The following is a 17,965-nucleotide window of genomic DNA, read 5'->3' on the forward strand; positions in this document are numbered from 1 at the left end:
ACCAAAACGTCAACACAGCCTAGCAGCCCATCAGGAGGGGCGTTCGATACATCTCTATCCCGCCGCCGCCCGCACCGCCCGCCGAATCGCCGCTGCCGTCACCTCGGCGGCGAACGCCCCAATCATCCCCACAAAGCCCGCGCCCAAGCCCTCCCCTTGAATCTCACCTGTTGCCGCCGCAAAAATGGTATCCCCATCGAAGGGCATGTGCGCCGGACGCACCGCCCGCGCCAGCCCATCATGCGCCATCTGCGCCACTTTGTTCGTCCCCTCTTTATCAAGGGCAGCGTTCGTCGCCACAATCCCGATCACTGTATTCGTCGGCGCGGGGGGCTGCGTGAAGGGCATCCGCAGAATCTCTAGGGCGGGGATGATCTCAGTCGGATTCGCGGGGTTTCGTGCGCCGACAAGGATCGATCCATCTTCGGAAAGGATTTCACCGAGCGCATTGACGACGATCAGCGCGGCGACGATCAGCCCCCCGCCGATCTCCACCGCCGCCGAGCCAACCCCGCCGAGGGCGGGTGTGCCGAACATTTTTGCCACTGTCGCCCCCGCCCCGCCGCCCACACGTCCCTCAGCGACGGGTTCGCTGCTTGCGTTTTCGCAAGCAGCATAGCCCATTGCCGCATCGGGGCGGCGTTTGTTTCCCGTGCTGGTCAGGTCGTAGATCACAGCGGCAGGGACAATCGGCACCACGCCCGACAGCGTTGGAAAGCCGATTCCGCGTTCCTCCAACCAACGCATGACGCCATCGGCTGCCGCCAGTCCGAAGGCGCTGCCGCCCGTCAGCACGACAGCGTTGATGTGCTGCACCAGATGGAGCGGGCGAAGCAGATCGGTTTCCCGTGTGCCGGGGGCGCCGCCGCGCTGATCCACGCCGCCCACCGTCCCGGGCGGGAGCAAAATCACGGTGCAGCCCGTTGGATGGTCGGGATCGGTGGCGTGTCCAACGCGCACACCCGAGATAGCAGTTAGCGTAGCCTGTGATGGAATCATTGTTAGGGATAGAGTTAGGGCTTCTGAGGGGCGAAGGTCACCAGCAGTTGGTAGCGCCCTTGCGCCACACCCGCCGTTCCATACAACTTCAGGATGTAGTTTCCGGTGGCGGGAATCACAAGGCGAATTTCGCCTTGTGTCCCTTTTGCCTTTGGGCTAATGGCAAGCGGCTTGCTATTGTCTTGGGCTTGACTGGCGTCAAAGAGTTGAAATGCCCGCCAGGGGGTTTCCCCATTGGAGGAGGCAAACCGCACAATGGCGATGAGGTTCATCCCCTTTGTGGCGCGGAAGCGGTACTCATGGGTTGCCCCAATGACGAGCGACCCCGCCCGCGTCGTCAGGTTCGGGTTATTCACCCCCTCCACCAATCCGGTATCGACAGAGGGAATGGTGACAATCGAGGGCAGATCAAACGTTCCATTGAAAAGCCCCCCAATCTGTAAGCCAAAGGTGTTCCCCGTCAGGTTGATGTAGACCAAGAGCATGGCGCTCAGGATAACCGGTATCGTCAGCAGCAGAACAATCTGAAAAGGGCGAATCCGCCGCCGTTCAGCCTTTGCCGCTTTTAGGGCAATCGGTTGATTGCTGTGATCGGGTTCAACGCCCACACTCGAAAGCGAGAGCAAGCGCTGTTGTTCCGCCAGCATGTGCTGTGCCGCCCAATGATCCGGTTTGAGGGTGAGAACTTTCTGGCAGGCAAAAACGGCTTTCTGAACGGTAGGTGCGGCAAAGGCAGCCAACCACCACGCATCGATATTGTTCGGTTGTTGGGCAAGCAGCGGCGTGATCACTTCCAACGCTTCTGTTTTTTGTCCAGCCTGAATCAGACGGTAGGCGCGATGAAGTTGTGTTTTCGTATGGAGCATTGGGGGTTTGGGTTGGGAATCCCGCTGCATAATCGCCTACCTCCCTGAGTCCGAACCGAGTCCGATAAGCTGCTGTGGTGTGGTAGTATAACATCACTTCATTTCAGGATTTTCAGGCAATGGGTATGACACGTTTTCGTTTTCTTCTGCTCATGCTGCTGTGCGCCTGCTTGCTAAGCGGGGGGAAACCAAGCCGCGCCCAAGAGGGAACACGCGCCATCGTTTATTGGGATATTGGGTTGCGCCTTGCGATTCCGGCATCGTGGAAAGCGCCCATCTTCACCGCTGGCGAGATGGTGATCACCCCCTCTGGCTCGTTTGATCCGGCGGCGGTGGATCGTGTCATTTCGCTGCGCATTGTAGACCCCGTGCGCGATTTGCGCCTTGCCAAAGATACCTCTCTCGAAATGATTGCCGCCTCGGTGAGCATTGCTCCCGACTCCGGCGTCATTGGCTCGGAACGGGGTGTAAGCTATGTGGCGGGGCTGCGGGCGGGGTATATCAATGTCGATGATCCGAAAAACGGCTTGATGGGGCAGTCCACCGCCTTTCGGATTCCCGATGGGCGCGTCGTTGTCATGATCGCCGTTGCCGCCGATGCGCAGTGGGCGGAGTTCGCCCTCGTCTACGATGCCATTCGCACTTCGGCGGCGCTTGTCCTGCCAACCGTTTACAGCCTGCCCGATCTGCGCCAAACGCCAATCACCTTTCCCGCTGGCGGGGTGGGCTTAGAACTCCCGCTTGGCTGGAAAGAAATTCCTCTCGCCCCCAATGCGGCGCTCTATCGAGATGCCTCGCTAAGCGATTATCGAGATGATACAGGCTTTGTGAATGGCGTTCAGTTGGTCATTATCGCCGAGGAATTGGACACAACATTAACCGCCGCTGAAGCGGTAGGGCGGGTGATTCAGGCGCGGAAAACGGACGTGCTAACCCCGCTGACCATCGGCGGGCGAGAGGGGGCGGTCTATACGGAGATTGATCGTGCCAGCGGGCAGATCATCTCCTTTATTGGGGTGAAATCCGATGTTGCTTTGATCGTCTTTCGCTGGACGACGCCCGGTCACCTTGCCGAAGTCACCCAACCCCTGCTCGATTCGATCCTTGCTTCAGTCACCTTCACCCCACTCACGCGGTAAGTAGGTTTAGGCAATGATCAGGCGATAATCAGCCCATCGTGATGACCAACGGTGTTCCCGTCAGCCACTCTGTCGCGCCCTCGCCTGTGGGCAAAAGATGGACGATCTCTGCCGAAAGGGTGAGTGTCCCTCCCGTCACGTGGCTCAACTCCGCCTCGCTCAGTTCGTCCGAGGTGTCGCGGCGGGCGCGGTTCACACCTTCGCGGAGAACACTGCGCATATCGTCTTCCGTGTACGGCAGACCAATTTCCGCGGCAATCCGCAGCCGTCCACTCTGGCTGGCGGATTTACAACGGGTGACCAGTGTTCGATCCACAATCAAACGCTGGAGAAAGGCGCGGGCATTTTCTTTGGACATTCCCTACCCTCCTGAAAGTTGATCTAATTATGGTCAGTTTTGAAATCGAATCAACCAACGAACGGCGGACGATCCTCCACTCCCTCGGAATTGTCGGTGATGTGGCGGAGGAAGTCCTTCTTTACAACAAAAATCCGTTTCAGCCAAGCGCTTTCCCCCTCCCTCTACCCGATGAGCCGTTCGTCCCTTTTTGGGAAGGGATTGCCACAGCAAAGAGCGGTATCTATGCCGCGCTGCGGGAAGCGCTCAGCCAGTTTGCCTTTCCCGTTCGGGCGGGAATCAGCGCCACACGGGAGTATCAGGCGGCAATGCGTCAGGGGGATGCCTCTGCCCATCGTTCCGAGGCAGAACGGCTTAGCCTGAACGCCCCCGCTGCGCTCACCGTGACTCTCTACCCCACCCTTGCCGGGCGCATCCCGGTTTTGTTCACCCCAGATCGGGAAGATTTCGTCACCCTGGTGCGGGCGCTCTCCATGCGCCATGAGCCAAAGCCCGTCCCCTCCTCAATGGGCGCGTGCCTGATCACCGGCATGATCAATTGGGGGCGGGTTCGGGAACAGTTTGCGGCGTTGGGGGGTGAGACCCCAACACTGACATGGGCAGCCTTCAAAAAACAGCTTTCCAGCAGCCCCGAACGCTATCAAGATCGGCTGATGCTGCTCAGCGGCGGCGATTATAGTGCCATTCCCGCCGAGGCGATGGGCTTGACAGCAGAGCAATGGCGCACCCTCTCGCAAACGATCCGCCGCGCCCACGAGGGGACACATTACGTCACCCTACGGGCGTTTGGGGCGATGCGCAACAACCTTTTGGACGAGGTGATCGCGGATTATCAGGGCATTGTCGCAGCAGCAGGGCGTTACCGCGCTGATTGGTGGCTGCGCTTTATGGGCTTGGAACAGTACCCCGCCTACCGTGCTGGTGGGCGCTTTGAAAATTACTGGGGGACGCCGCCCCTTTCCGAAGGAGCTATCGAGGCACTTAAAGTCTTGGTCTGGCGGGCAGGGATCACCCTAGAGGCGTTTCACGATGTCTATGCTGAGCGCCCGCCAGCAGAGCGCCTGATCGCCCTCATCGGCTCAACCCTAGAGACGCTTGCCGCCAACGACGGGGCAGCCCGTTTAGCGCGATATATGGGGTGAGCGCAAAAGAGCGCATCGAATGATTCACAACCAGCAATTCCGCTCAATCCCGTTCCGTCAGCAGCCACCCCCAACAGCGCCAGGTGACAACAACGGCAATTCCCACGCCGAGGAAAACAGGCAGATCGTAGACAAGGGCGCGATCCCCAATCAAAACCGCGTTGGCATCCCCCCACAGCACCCGTAAGAGTCCGCCTAAGGCGACGAATGCCCCCCCCACATAGTAGCCGCGATAGATAGGCGGGCGGTTGGAGACCTCTCCCAAACGTTTGCTCAACAGAGCAAGGGCGGCAAAAACAACGATGAGCGCTACAGGGGAGATGAGCGCCACGAGGATCATTCCGCCGCATCTTTCGAGCGGAGCATTTGGGCGGTAAGAAGACAGGAAAAGATGGCAAAGAGGAACAATCCTACGCCAGAGGTGAGATCACCGAGGGGATCGCCACCGGCTTGGTCGGTGAAGGCATAACGTGCCGCCCCAATGCCAATAAGAACGGGGGGAAGGGCGAACGCCCAAAAGAAGGTGCGTTCGCCAAACTCGCGTTGATATTGGCGGGCAATCAAGAGCAGAAAGCCCGCCAGCGCGGTGAGGAAAAACCACGTTAGGATGGTGATTGCTTGATGCGCGGAAGCACCACTACCAGCGCTTTCCATAGGGTCATGCCACGCTTATTTCCGGCGTTTTCCAACGGCGCGTTTCACCTCGTCATGGTTGACGAGTACTTTTTTCTCTTGAATTTCCCGATAGTGGCAGTATTTGTACTTTTTGCCACTCCCACACGGACATGGATCGTTGGGTTTTGTCTTTGCCCACACATCAGCGCGGATCGGTTCGGGGGCGGCGTCACGGTTGGTTTGCGGCTGCGGCTGGCGGGCTGCCCCGCCGTTCTGCCCGCCGCTGTTTCCAGCATACGTGTTCACCGAGGCTTGCACCGCCCGGATGTTCTTTGCTCCAATGGTGTTCGATGTCCCCGCTGCCGCTGGCTTGGCGGCGCTCCCCGCCCCGGCTGCGGCGGGCTGAACTACCGGTTGGGCGTCAATGCGGAAAACCGTCTGGGCGATGTTGTGTTTGATTTGGGTTTTCAGGTCTTCCCACATCATGAACGCCTCGCGCTTGTACTCTACAAGTGGGTCACGCTGCGCATAGGCAACCAACCCAATGCCCTCGCGCAGCACATCGAGATCGGTCAGATGGCGCATCCACAGTTGATCAATGGCGCGGAGCATGACCTCGCGCTCCACCTGACGCATCATCGCCTCATTGTTGAAAACGCTGTTGACCTTCTGCTCAATCCCATCATAGACAGTCAGCGCTGTTTTTGTCAGTTCAACGGTGATTGTTTCTTCATCGGCAGTTTGCCAATGGGCGGGGTGGGCGTGAAAGGGGACAGGGAAGAGCCTCAGGGCATCCCGATAGAGTTCTTCAGGACGCCACGCATTTTCTGGATCGGTTTCTGCTGTCGTCTCTACATAATGCTCATCGACAAGGGCGGTGATCTCCTCCGCGATGATCTTTTCAATCTGGTCGCGGGGGTTCTCACTTTGCAATATCTCCCGCCGCTGTTTGTAGATCACCTCGCGCTGCTTGTTCACCACATCATCATATTCGAGGACGCGCTTCCGAATATCAAAGTTATAGCCTTCGATGCGCGTCTGCGCTTGGTGAATTGTCCCGCTGACCAGCCGCGCCTCTAGGGGGACATCCTCATCCATGCGGAAGGTTTTCATCAAGCCCTTCACCCGATCCCCGCCAAAGCGCCGCATCAGGTCATCTTCAAGGGAGAGGTAAAAGCGCGATTCGCCAGGGTCGCCCTGCCGCCCCGCCCGCCCGCGCAGTTGGTTATCGATACGCCGCGCCTCGTGGCGCTCTGTGCCGAGGACATACAGCCCGCCAGCAGCAAGCACGGTTTCGCGGTCACGCTGGCAGGCAGCTTTCGCTTTTTCCAAAGCCACCTGCCACTGTTCGGGGGTGGCTTCGGTCACCTCAATGTTCTCATCACGCAGCCCCACCCGCGCCAACCCTTCGGGGTTGCCACCCAAAAGGATATCCACCCCACGCCCTGCCATGTTCGTGGCGATGGTCACCGCGCCGGGACGTCCCGCTTGGGCAATGACCTGCGCCTCGCGTTCGTGCTGCTTGGCGTTCAGGACAATATGCGGAATTTTGGCGTCCTTCAGGAGTTTGGCAAGCCGTTCGCTCGTCTCAATGGCTACCGTCCCAATCAGCACCGGCTGCTGACGGGCGTGGCGCTCTTGAATATCCCCGATAATCGCCCGCCATTTTGCCCCTTCGGTCATGTAAATCAGGTCTTCCTGATCGGTACGGATGTTTTCAAGGTGGGTCGGAATGGCAATGACATCCAGCTTGTAGATTTTGAGGAACTCATCCGCCTCGGTCATTGCCGTCCCCGTCATGCCGGCAAGTTTTTTGTACATGCGGAAGTAGTTTTGGAAGGTGATCGTCGCCAGCGTCAGGTTTTCGCGCTGGATGGTGACCCCTTCTTTTGCCTCAATCGCCTGATGCAGCCCTTCCGAAAAGCGCCGCCCATACATCGGGCGTCCGGTGAACTCGTCAACGATGATCACCTGCCCCTTTTCGACCATGTATTCCTTATCGCGGTGAAAGACCACCAGCGCCCGAAGGCTGTTATCGAGGTACGGAATCATGTCGGAGTTTTCCGGGCTGTAGAGGTTTTCGCCCTCCATCAACCCCTGACGGCGAAGGCGCTGTTCGATCTTCTCAATGCCCGCCTCGGTGAGGTAGACATTTTTCGATTTGACATCTTCAACGTAATCGCCGTCCGGCTCTTTGTCATCGATGCTGTCTTGGCTGCTTGGCTTCAGATCGCGCACGATGCGGGCGAATTTCTCGTAAAGATCGCTGGCTTGGTCGGCAACGCCGGAGATGATCAACGGAGTACGCGCCTCATCGATCAGGATGTTGTCTACCTCGTCCACAATGCCAAAATAGTGTTCGCGCTGCACGGTTTCTTCCAGCGCCCGCACCATGTTGTCGCGCAGGTAGTCAAAGCCGAATTCGTTGTTCGTCCCGTAGGTAATGTCCGCGTAGTAGGCATCGCGGCGGCTGCACGGGCGAAGGTTCTGGTAGCGATCATCGTCGCTGCTAAAGGTGGGGTCGTAAAGGAAAGAGCCTTTGGAGGGATCATTGGCATAGTTCTGGATCACCGCTGCCCGCAGCCCCAAAAGGTGATAGACCTTCCCCATCTGTTGCAAGCCAAATTTGGAGAGGTAATCGTTGGGGGTGATCAGGTGCGCCCCGCCCCCGCTGAGCGCGTTCAAGTAGAGGGGGAGGGTGGCGACAAGGGTTTTCCCCTCGCCCGTTTTCATCTCGGCAATTTTGCCATCGTGCAGCACCATTCCGCCGATCAATTGAACATCGTAATGGCGCAGTCCAATCGTGCGGCGGGCGGCTTCGCGGACGAGGGCAAATGCCTCGATCAACAGATCGTCAAGCGTCTCGCCTTCTTGCAGGCGGGCGCGGAATGCCTCGGTTTTGCGGGGAAAGTCTTCATCACGGAGCGCTCGCATCTCCGTATCAAGGGCGTTGATCGCCTCTAAGCGTGTGCGATAGGGTTTTAGGTCGCGCTCGTTTGGGTCGCCAAACATAGCGCGGGCGATTTTCTTAAACACCATAGTCGTTTCTGTCTCCCGAATGATCAAGCGCCTATTATAGCATAGCGGGAGGGCAGAGAATGTTGGCGTTGTGTTGGATTGCTGTGCGGGGGGGCGCCCAGGGGGCACCCCTACCGGCGCAGACTGAGAGGATGGGGTTAGATGCCGATCTCACGCCGTTGGAAGCGCCATACCGTGAGGGCGGTGAGCAGCGCCGCAGCGCCTAACAAAAGACCCACATTCCCCACGTTCAACCCATGCTGCATGACCGTTGCGCTGTCGTAATAGTTGAAGTACGAAAGCGCCCGCAAGCCACCACCCGTATCAAGGTTGCGCCCTAGCGTTTCCACAAGGAAGCTGGCGACGACGAAGAATGTCCCGACCATCATTGCCGTATTGCGGCGGCGGAAAACAACCCCCGCCAACGCCGTGAACGCCAAGACCAAGATCGCTGAGGGAAGCATATTGATCGCGCTCACTACCAACTGCCCTGGGGTGACCTGATCGCGCAGGACGCTAGATAGGCTGACCGCCACAACCATTCCCATTGCACTAATCAGGACGATCCCCACCAAAACGAGGATGTGCGCCGCGAGCTTTTCGGCAAGGACACGCCAACGGGGGAGCGGAGCGCTCAAGACGACATCCAGAATCCCACGTTCTTCTTCATTGGCGGTGATGTTCAGCCCCGCCGCCACCGCATACCCAGAGAGCATCCACATAACCCAGCCGAAAAAGCTGTAGTTCAACAGTCCGGCGGGCGACGCCATGAACGCTGCATCCCCACCGCCAAAGGTTTTCAGCAGGAAGGGAACACTCGCCAACAAGGTCGTCATCTGCTCTACCAGTTTGGAGTCGTTCAACAGCACGGCAACATAGACCGCCAAAACGATCATGAAACTGCCACAGATGAAGATCATCCGCCAATTGCGACGGAAGGTTTCCTTAAAGACGACGGTGTTCATCGGACTGCCTCCTTCCCGGCGGTCATGGCTGTCTCGGCGGCATTGCCATAGTATTTGAGGAAGATTTCCTCCAGCGATGCTTCTTGTGTCCGAATATCAGCGATGTATTCGCCGGAAAATGCCTTCAATACGGGGTCAATATCGCCCGTCAGACGGAACTTAAGCGTGGTTGGGTCGCCATTTACGCTGACATCCGCCACGCCCGGGACGCCAGCCAGCCGCGCCGCAGGGACGGGCGACGCCGTGCGGACGCTGACCCAACGGAAATTGACATGGGTCAGGGCATCAACACGATCCACCGTCTGAAGCTGCCCATTGCGGATAATCGCCACCCGATCACAGATCGCCTGTACCTCGCTGAGGACATGGGACGAGAGAAACACCGTTCGCCCTTCGCGCCGCACTTCCATCATCAGGTCAAGGAAGATTTGCTGCATGAGCGGATCAAGCCCGTTCGTTGGCTCATCCAAAATCAGCAAATCGGCTTTGTGCATCAGCGCAACGATCAAGCCCAATTTGCGCTTGTTCCCAGATGAATAGCTGCGGACTTTTTTCGTCGGGTCAAATTGCAGCCGTTCGGCAAGGGCATTGACATATGACCAATCGACCTTGCCGCGCAGCCCACCCAAATAGGCGATCACCTGCCGCGCCGTTAGACCGTCCCATAGGTTAAGTTCACCGGGCAGAAAACCAATTCGCCGCCGTGCCTCAACGCCTTGCTTTTGGGAATCCATGCCTAGCACAGAAGCACTCCCCCGCGTGGGGCGAATCAGATCAAGCAAGAGTTTGATCGTCGTTGTTTTGCCCGCGCCGTTCGGTCCGAGGTAGCCGAAAATCTCACCCTGATTCACCGTTAGGGTCAGGTCGGTCAACGCCGGCGGTTTGCCGGGCGTGTAGAATTTTGTCAGTCCAGTTGTGTGAATGGCTGATGAAGATTGCTGTGTCATACCTATGCCTCCATAGATAAGGGAGACGTGAAACCACGCAACATCCTACACCCATTCTAGAGATTCGTTCAATCCCCCAACTATGAGGGGGTAGATGAGCAAGGTCTCATTTAGCACCGCACCAGAGAGACCCTACCCCTCTCGCACGTCTACCCCTGTAAAGGCAACCATTCTGAGCAAAGATGGTTAAAACGGGAATCAAACTTTACGGTACAATGGAGGGGGCGAGGGATAAGCACACATCAAAACCTATCGAGGGAACTTGACCATGACCGATCCGCTCATTGGGAAACACATTGCAGGCTACGAGGTTGTTTCGCTGATCGGGCATGGAGGCATGGCGGATGTGTACCGTGCGCACCAAACGGCAATGAAGCGCGATATTGCCCTAAAAGTGCTTTCCGCTCAATTAGCCAACTCCCCAGATTTTGTGGATCGCTTTCACCGCGAAGTGGAGATGGCAGCCGGGCTGGAACATGCTCATATTGTCCCCGTCTATGATCATGGGCGCACCCCAGAGGGGCAAATTTACCTTGCCATGCGCATCATTCGCGGCGGCACGTTGGCAGACCGCATCACGCAGGGCGCCATGCCGCTGGATAAGGTCAGCACCATTCTGAAGCAGCTTGCCGGCGCATTGGATTACGCGCATGGCAAGGGCATCGTCCACCGCGATATTAAGCCGAGCAATGTTTTGATCGATGATCAGGACGATATTTACCTTGCCGATTTTGGCTTGGCACAGTTAAGCGAGCAGCCCAACCAAAACAACCTGACCAAAACCGGCGCCCTGGTCGGGACGCCCACCTACATTTCCCCCGAACAGGCGCTCACCAGCAAAGGCGACTACCGCTCTGACCTCTACAGCCTCGGCGTTGTCCTCTACGAGATGGTCACGGGGAAGCCCCCTTTCAGCGGGGATTCGATGTTTTCGGTGATGAAGGCGCACGTGGGCGAGCCGCCGCCCCCCGCCTCAAAATTCCGCCCAGACCTTCCCGCCTCGGTGAACGCCGTCTTACTCCGCGCACTGGCAAAGAAACCCGAAGATCGCTACCCCAACGCAACGGAATTGGCGCGGGATTTTGGCTTGGCGGTGCAAGGGCTGCTCGTCACGCAGCAGCGGACGCTGATTATGACCTCCGTCTCGTTGACGAATTTGCGCAGTTTGAATTCTGTCCGCACGCGGAACATCGCCGCCATTGGCTTGCTGACGATTGTTTTGCTCACGCTAGGGTTGTTTCTTGTCTCGCGGCTGAACCCCTCGGCAACAACGGGGGTGGCTGCCACTGTTGATGAGGCACAGCGCCCCGAAAGCGGTCCGCCGGAGTCGGTTATCCCCACAGCGGCAGAGATTGAGACTGCCCGTGCGATCTTAAAGACCTCCTTCATTGGTGTTATGGCGTGTACCACAGAGACGGAATACCACGCCTCGTTGGTGCGCTCCATGCGCCTACGGGCGGAAAGTTACGGGTTTGCCGTGCGGGTGGAAGACGGCAAAGCGGAAAAATCGCGCCAGACGACGATCTTGAATAAGTTCCTTGCCGATGGGGCAAAGGTGATCCTTATGTGTCCGCTTGATGAGGGACTCATTGCGCCGCTTGTCAAAGCAGCCCAAGATGGTGGCGTGGTTGTTGTGAGTGCTGGCGAAAAGGTTTGGGGCAAAAACGCCGTCAGCCTCACCCTGACGAACGAGACCATGGGGCGCAAGGTTGGCGAATACACGGTAGCGATGATCAATGAGGAAATGGGGGGAAAGGCGAATGTGGTCATCCTTGAATACCCCGACGTGCCGACAGTTACCATCCGCGCCAACGCAATGGAAGCGGCGCTGAAAGCGGGCGCTCCTGACGCTGTTCTGTTAGGGCGCTACATAGGCGGCTTGTCGGAGGAAGGCAAAAAGAGCATGACGCGCATCCTTGCCGAACACCCCGAAGTGAATGTCATCATGAGCATCAATGATAATGGGGCGCTTGGGGCAGTCAGTGTCCTACGGGAGGCAGGCAAAGGCTTTGACGAGGTGCGCATTGTCAGTGTCGATGCCGAATTGGAAGTGCGACGGTTGATCACCGCTGGCGAGTATTTCCGTGCCACACTCGATAATGATCCGGTGGGGGCGGGGGTGCTTGCCGTTGATGCCGCCGTCCGCTTGTTGGGCGGGGCAGTAGTCCCTAAATTGGTGCTGATTGAGGGGCGGATGATGACCAAAGAGACGCTCCAAGTGACGCCCACCGCAGTGGCAACGCCCTAGACGGATCGTTTAGCAGCGGGCGCACACAGACGCCGAACAGGATTCCCCCTACTTCCACAAGGAGGCGGGGCAGAGAGTGCGCGCGTCTTGCCCTGATCTCAGCCCCGTGCTTTAGCACGGGGGGAACACATTCAAGCCCCACCCTCCAATTTCCGTCAAGTCGCGGTACAATCTTTCCCCTGAATTGAAACCGTGAAGGAATCATTGAAACCCCTTATGAGCAAAACACAGGCGTTGGAACGCCTCCATGACCGCAGCGGGGTTGTGGGCATTATCGGGCTTGGCTATGTTGGGCTGCCCCTTGCCGTCGCCTTTGCCGAGGCAGGCTACCGTGTCATCGGTTTGGATTTAGACACCCGCAAGGTGGACGCCCTGAACCGAGGCGAAAGCTATATTCCCGACATCCCGACGGCACAAGTCGCCCCCCTCACCCAATCGGGCAAACTTAGCGCCACCGACGATTATGGGGCGCTGCGCGAGGTAGACGCGGTGAGCATCTGCGTGCCAACGCCGCTGCTCAAGACAAAAGACCCCGATATGAGCTATGTGAACAGCGCCGTTGAATCGCTGGTGCAGGTCGTTCACGCCGGCATGTTGATCGTCCTCGAAAGCACCACTTATCCGGGGACGACGAACGAAATTGTCATCCCCAAACTGACGGCGGGCGGGCTAACCCCCGGCGAGGACATCTTCATCGGCTTCTCGCCAGAACGGATTGATCCCGGCAACAAGACCTACGGCGTCCGCAACACGCCGAAAGTGATCGGCGGTGTCACCGCTGCCTGTCAGGAAGTTGCTTGCGCCTATTACGGGAGCATCGTGGATACCGTTGTCGCCGTCTCCTCCCCCACCGTTGCTGAACTGGTCAAACTGCTGGAAAACACCTTTCGCGCGGTGAACATCGGGCTGGTCAACGAACTCGCCCTCATGTGCGATAAACTGGGCGTCGATGTTTGGGAGGTGATTCGGGCGGCGAGTACGAAACCCTTTGGCTTCATGCCTTTCTACCCCGGTCCCGGCTTGGGCGGACACTGTATCCCGATTGATCCGCTCTACCTCAGTTGGAAGATGAAAACGCTCAACTACACGGCGCGGTTCATCGAACTCGCCAGCGAGATCAACACCTCCATGCCGATCTACGTCGTGAACAAGGTGGCGACGGCGCTCAACGATGATGTGAAATCGATCAAACGATCAAAGGTGGCGATCTTGGGCGTCGCCTATAAGAAAGATATTGACGATGTGCGCGAGAGTCCGGCGCTAGATATCATCCAACTCCTCATCGAACGGGGTGCGGAGGTCAGCTATCACGATCCCTTTGTCCCCTCCATTCGCCTAGATCATGGTCATGGCGGGCATCTCGAATCCGTGCCCTTCACGACAGAGTGGCTGCAAGCGGCGGATTGCGTCGTCATTGTCACGAATCACAGTATCACCGATTATTCGGCGGTGATCGCCAATGCCCAATTGATTGTCGATACGCGCAACGCCACCGCCGGAATGCGCACGAACGGCGCACGAATCGTCGGCTTGTAAACTTTCCTGTGCGGCTTAAACGAGAAGGAGATTTTGTGTCTGATCTAACATCCACCGTGATCGCTGTCATTGGCGGGACGGGCAAAGAGGGAGCAGGCTTGGCGTTCCGTTGGGCAAACGCGGGGATGCCCATCCTCATCGGCTCGCGGGATGGGGCGCGGGCAGCTGAAAAAGCCGCCGAACTCAATGCTGAACTCGCTGCTCAGGGCAGTCCCACCCATAAGCCGCTGCAAGGGATGGGCAACGCCGATGCCGCCCGCGCCGCTCAGGTCGTTGTGATCAGCGTCCCTTATGACGCCCACACATCCACCCTTAGCGCCCTTCACGATGTGCTGCAAGGGAAGGTCGTCATTGATGTGACTGTCCCCATGCAGCCGCCAGACATTCGCAAGGTCTATGTTCCAGAGGGGAAATCCGCCTGTGTCGAGGCGCAGACAATCCTCGGCAGGGGGGCAAAGGTCGTCGCCGCTTTTCAAAATGTGAGCGCCGCCCACCTGATGCACCTTGACCACGCCCCCGCCTGCGATGTCTTGGTCTGTGGCGATGACGAGGCGGCGAAAAATACGGCGATCACGCTCGTCATGGCGGCGGGGATGCGCGGCATTGACGCCGGAGCGCTGATCAACGCTGTGGCGGTGGAAGCGCTGACGCCCGTCTTGCTCTACATCAACAAAAAGTACAAGGTGAAGGGCGCGGGGATCACGATTACAGGGTTTGCCGGGTGAGCCGCCCGACGTGGCGCTACCCCCCATAGCGCCATACCCCGCCGGTCATCGTCCCCACCACCTTCACCGTCAACAAGTCATCCGGCGGAATGGCATACGGATCGCGCTCTAAAATCGTCAGATCGGCAAGGAAGCCCGGCGCGATCCGCCCCAAGCGATCCTCCATCCCCGCCGCGTATGCCGCCCCCTCGGTATAACCGCGAATCGCCTCATCAACGCTCAGGCGCAGCGCCGGATACCACCCCGCCTCGCCCGGTGTGCCATCGGCGCGGCGGCGCGTGACGGCGGCGTGAATCCCCACCAGCGGGGCGAACGGCTCAACGGGCGCATCCGATCCAAAGGCGACGCGCACGCCTTGATCAATCTGGACACGGGCGTTATAGGCAAGCGCCGAGCGCCCCCCCCAATAACGATCCGCCATCTCGTAATCGGCGGTGGCATGAATCGGCTGCATTGAGGCAATAATCTCCAGCGCCGCCAAACGCCCCACATCGGCGGGGTGAATCACCTGCACATGTTCAATGCGGTGACGCCGTGCTGCGCGGGGAATGCCCGCCGCTGCTTCCTCCCCGCGCACCGCCTCATAGACATCCAGCACATCATGAACGGCTTTATCGCCAATGGCGTGAATCGTCGCCGGAAATCCAGCGCGGCTGGCACGCGAGACAAGGGCATACATCGTCTCTTTGTCGGTGACGATCACCCCTCGGTTGTACGGTTCGCCCTCATAGGGGTCGATCATCGCCGCCGTCCGCGCCCCCAACGCCCCATCAGCAAAGATTTTCAGCCCGCCAAGCCGCAGCCAATCATCGCCAAAGCCCCACCGCAGCCCCAACCCAATTGCCTGATCAATGTACGGATCGTTGATGTTCTTCACGATGCGCAGCCCCAACGCGCCCCGTTCGTGGAGGATTTGCAGCGCTTCAAAGGCGCGGGGCGGGTCGTAATCGTGCAGTCCAGTCAAGCCCGCCCGCCAAGCGTGCTGCTGTGCCTCTGCCATCAAATCGGCAAGCTCCGCCGGAGTGGGGCGCGGCACAATCCGATCCACCATGTCCATTGCCGTTTCAAAGAGGATTCCGGTGGGGCGTCCCTTGTCGTCGCGCTCAATCACACCGCCTTCGGGGTCGGGCGTCGCCGCGCTGATTCCAGCAAGGTGCAGGGCGGCGCTGTTCGCCCACCCCGCGTGACCGCTCCGCGCCTTCAGAAAGACGGGGTGGTTGGGCGTCACGGCGTCCAGATCGGCGGCGGCGGGAAAAGCGCGATCCGCCCACAGGTCTTGCGCCCACCCGCGCCCGGTGAGCCAAACGCCCTTCGGCGTCAGCGCCGCCCGCGCCGCCACCCGCGCCACTGCCTCCGCCTTGCTTGGCACGGCAAAAAGCTCAATCTCGCGCAGCCCTTGCGCCGTCCATGCCCAGTGAATGTGGGCATCCACCAAGCCCGGGATGACCGTCGCCCCCGCCAAATCATCGATCACCGTTTCTTTCGTTCGCAAGGCAAGCAGGTCTTCCCCGCCAACGGCGACGATCCGCCCGCCGCGCACGGCGATCACCGAGGCGCGGGGCTGCTCCGGCTGAAGGGTGTGAACGGTGGCGTTTGTCAAAAGGCGATCCATAAGTGTAATAAAACTCCCTGTCCTGAATGACCGGTCAATGTTCGGTTGTGTTGATAGTGTAACCCCAGTGACCCCACCGCTAAAAGGCTTGTCTGGTAAGGAAAAGAAGGTATCGCCCATGGACACTCCAAGACAACAACGAAAGGATTGAACAATGGATAGGAATACCTTCTTCACCGAATTATAGGTGTAGACGTTACACCGTTGCCCTCACCCCCTACCTCCTTCTCCCTCAGGGAGAAGGAGGAAAAGAGGTTTTGAGGGGCTTCCCCTCAAACATCCCCTTTGGATGAATACAGAGGAAACACGTTCAACTGCGTAACTCACCTTACGCACAGACCCTCACCCCTAACCCCTCTCCCGCCACGCGGGAGAGGGGGAATGCACTTTTTTGAGGGGCCTCAAACTGCCCCTTTCGACGAATACGGGGTGAACAAACCCAACTGCGTAAGGTGAGCTGTGTAAGTCCTTCTATCGTATGGTTTTGTTGTGTCGTTCGATCACTACCATTCCTAAATTAACCATGCCACGCTTTATTGACACGGGCGACCACGTGGTCGCGCCCCTCCGAGGATTATCCCCCCGCCGCCATCCTCTCGGTGGGAGTCATGAACTGCGCCCGCGCCCAATCGAACGTCTCCCGAATCGCCTGTGGGAAGGGTGTCGGTTTCAGACCAAAGGTGCGTTCCGCCTTCGCGCTGCTGATGATATACGGCTTCTCGAACTCGTACATCATCTCCACCGTCTCCCGCGCACCCGGGTTGAACAGCCCAAAGACGCTCATCATCAGGCGGTTGGCATAGCTCGCCTTCAGCGGCTTGCCCACCTCAGCGCTGATTAAGGTCAAGAACGCCTCTTGGGTAAGGGCGGGATTCGAGGGGGCGATCCATGCCTCCCCTAGCGCTTCCTCACGAGTCCCCAACGCTGCCAGCAATCGCCCGTAATCGGGGATATAGGTGAAGGTGTGGGGGACGTTCCCCTTGCCGAAGAACTGCACCCGCTTCCCCAAGAGCGCCGCCTTGTAGACCATCTCCGCGATCACGTCGTATTCCCCACCAAAGAAGGTGGAGGCACGTCCGATTGCCGCCCGCACTTCGCCGCGCCCGTGTGCCGCCATAACCGCCGCCGCCATATCCCGCCGGATGATTCCCTTCTTCGAGATCGGCTTGATTGGGGACTCCTCGGTGATCGTCTGCCCACCGCCATCCCCGTACAGGTAGAGGTTATCCCCGACGATGAATTTTGCCCCGTTTGCCGCCGCCCCTTGCATAATCGAGGCTTGCAGCGCGGGGAATTTCCCTGCCCAGTCGTGGTATTCCGGTTGGGCGCATTGGTAGATCGTCTCCGCATGGCGGGTGATCTGGATCACCGCTGTCGGATTGTAAGCATCCGCCGCCACAACCTCAACCTCGGCGGGCATCCCCGCCAGTTTCCCGCTGCGGTTGACCATCCGCACTTGTTTTCCCATGCCGATCAATGCCCGCGCCGTGTTCTTTCCTAGCGGTCCCGTCCCAAAAACGATGTGTAGCGTGCCAGCCATTGGTTACTGTCCTTTGTTTTCTCTGTTACGCTGCTTACTGTGTAGGTGTTCACGAGTCGCTCGTCAACAAGATACGAAGAATCTCGCCTTATACAGTTGGATTTATTTCCCCTGTGTTTTGGCAAAGGGGCAGCTTGAGGGGGAAGCCCCCTCAAAACTAGGATTCCCCCTCTCCCCTTGTGAGGGTTAGGGAGTGAGGGCAACTGCGTAATCTCTGTAAGGATTAGTCCCCTTCACAAGCCCACTCCCTACATG

General features: G+C 58.6%; 15 protein-coding genes. 5 read left to right on the forward strand and 10 right to left on the reverse strand.

Annotation, left to right across the window (positions count from 1 at the left end; translation table 11 throughout):
* Positions 1 to 54: 54 nt before the first annotated feature.
* Both HS103_08515 and HS103_08520 read right to left on the reverse strand, forming a co-directional pair.
* A complete protein-coding gene (locus HS103_08515; protein MBE7512842.1) occupies positions 55 to 999 on the reverse strand; it encodes a P1 family peptidase in 945 nt (314 codons plus the stop codon).
* Between the two features lie 14 nt (positions 1,000 to 1,013).
* Positions 1,014 to 1,895, reverse strand: coding sequence for a hypothetical protein (locus tag HS103_08520; GenBank protein MBE7512843.1), 882 nt, complete (start codon positions 1,893 to 1,895; stop codon positions 1,014 to 1,016).
* Between the two features lie 95 nt (positions 1,896 to 1,990).
* Between HS103_08520 and HS103_08525 the strand changes: the two genes are divergently transcribed.
* Positions 1,991 to 3,004 (forward strand): hypothetical protein, encoded by a 1,014-nt coding sequence (locus tag HS103_08525; GenBank protein MBE7512844.1) that lies wholly within the window; start codon positions 1,991 to 1,993, stop codon positions 3,002 to 3,004.
* 28 nt (positions 3,005 to 3,032) lie between these two features.
* On the opposite strand, the gene HS103_08530 is transcribed toward HS103_08525, so the two are convergent.
* Positions 3,033 to 3,362 carry a Nif11-like leader peptide family natural product precursor gene (locus HS103_08530; GenBank protein MBE7512845.1) on the reverse strand — a complete coding sequence of 110 codons (330 nt, stop codon included), beginning with the start codon at positions 3,360 to 3,362 and terminating at the stop codon, positions 3,033 to 3,035.
* 29 nt (positions 3,363 to 3,391) lie between these two features.
* Between HS103_08530 and HS103_08535 the strand changes: the two genes are divergently transcribed.
* Positions 3,392 to 4,504, forward strand: a complete 1,113-nt coding sequence (locus HS103_08535; GenBank protein MBE7512846.1) for a hypothetical protein — start codon at positions 3,392 to 3,394, stop codon at positions 4,502 to 4,504.
* A gap of 43 nt (positions 4,505 to 4,547) precedes the next feature.
* Here HS103_08535 and HS103_08540 read toward each other — a convergent pair whose 3' ends face one another.
* From HS103_08540 to HS103_08560, 5 genes are all read right to left on the reverse strand, one after another.
* Positions 4,548 to 4,844, reverse strand: a complete 297-nt coding sequence (locus tag HS103_08540; GenBank protein MBE7512847.1) for a hypothetical protein — start codon at positions 4,842 to 4,844, stop codon at positions 4,548 to 4,550.
* A complete protein-coding gene (locus tag HS103_08545) occupies positions 4,841 to 5,158 on the reverse strand; it encodes a hypothetical protein (GenBank protein MBE7512848.1) in 318 nt (105 codons plus the stop codon). The genes HS103_08540 and HS103_08545 overlap by 4 nt, the downstream gene beginning before the upstream one ends.
* Before the next feature lie 15 nt (positions 5,159 to 5,173).
* Positions 5,174 to 8,158 (reverse strand): preprotein translocase subunit SecA, encoded by a 2,985-nt coding sequence (secA, locus tag HS103_08550; GenBank protein ID MBE7512849.1) that lies wholly within the window; start codon positions 8,156 to 8,158, stop codon positions 5,174 to 5,176.
* A gap of 137 nt (positions 8,159 to 8,295) precedes the next feature.
* Positions 8,296 to 9,102, reverse strand: a complete 807-nt coding sequence (locus HS103_08555; GenBank protein ID MBE7512850.1) for an ABC transporter permease subunit — start codon at positions 9,100 to 9,102, stop codon at positions 8,296 to 8,298.
* Positions 9,099 to 10,049: an ABC transporter ATP-binding protein gene (locus HS103_08560; GenBank protein MBE7512851.1), complete on the reverse strand. Its 951-nt coding sequence runs from the start codon at positions 10,047 to 10,049 to the stop codon at positions 9,099 to 9,101. Before HS103_08560 ends, HS103_08555 begins: the two co-directional genes overlap by 4 nt.
* Positions 10,050 to 10,317: 268 nt before the next feature.
* Between HS103_08560 and HS103_08565 the strand changes: the two genes are divergently transcribed.
* From HS103_08565 to npdG, 3 genes are all read left to right on the forward strand, one after another.
* On the forward strand, positions 10,318 to 12,297 hold the full coding sequence (locus tag HS103_08565; GenBank protein ID MBE7512852.1) for a substrate-binding domain-containing protein: 1,980 nt from the start codon (positions 10,318 to 10,320) through the stop codon (positions 12,295 to 12,297).
* Positions 12,298 to 12,513: 216 nt separating this feature from the next.
* A complete protein-coding gene (locus HS103_08570; protein MBE7512853.1) occupies positions 12,514 to 13,833 on the forward strand; it encodes a nucleotide sugar dehydrogenase in 1,320 nt (439 codons plus the stop codon).
* Positions 13,834 to 13,901: 68 nt separating this feature from the next.
* Positions 13,902 to 14,558 carry an NADPH-dependent F420 reductase gene (npdG, locus tag HS103_08575; GenBank protein MBE7512854.1) on the forward strand — a complete coding sequence of 219 codons (657 nt, stop codon included), beginning with the start codon at positions 13,902 to 13,904 and terminating at the stop codon, positions 14,556 to 14,558.
* A gap of 16 nt (positions 14,559 to 14,574) precedes the next feature.
* Here npdG and HS103_08580 read toward each other — a convergent pair whose 3' ends face one another.
* Positions 14,575 to 16,170, reverse strand: coding sequence for an amidohydrolase (locus HS103_08580; GenBank protein MBE7512855.1), 1,596 nt, complete (start codon positions 16,168 to 16,170; stop codon positions 14,575 to 14,577).
* 574 nt (positions 16,171 to 16,744) lie between these two features.
* Positions 16,745 to 17,710 (reverse strand): NAD-dependent epimerase/dehydratase family protein, encoded by a 966-nt coding sequence (locus HS103_08585; GenBank protein MBE7512856.1) that lies wholly within the window; start codon positions 17,708 to 17,710, stop codon positions 16,745 to 16,747.
* Positions 17,711 to 17,965 lie beyond the last annotated feature (255 nt).

This window comes from Anaerolineales bacterium, assembly GCA_015075625.1.
Lineage (GTDB): Bacteria > Chloroflexota > Anaerolineae > Aggregatilineales > UBA2796 > UBA2796.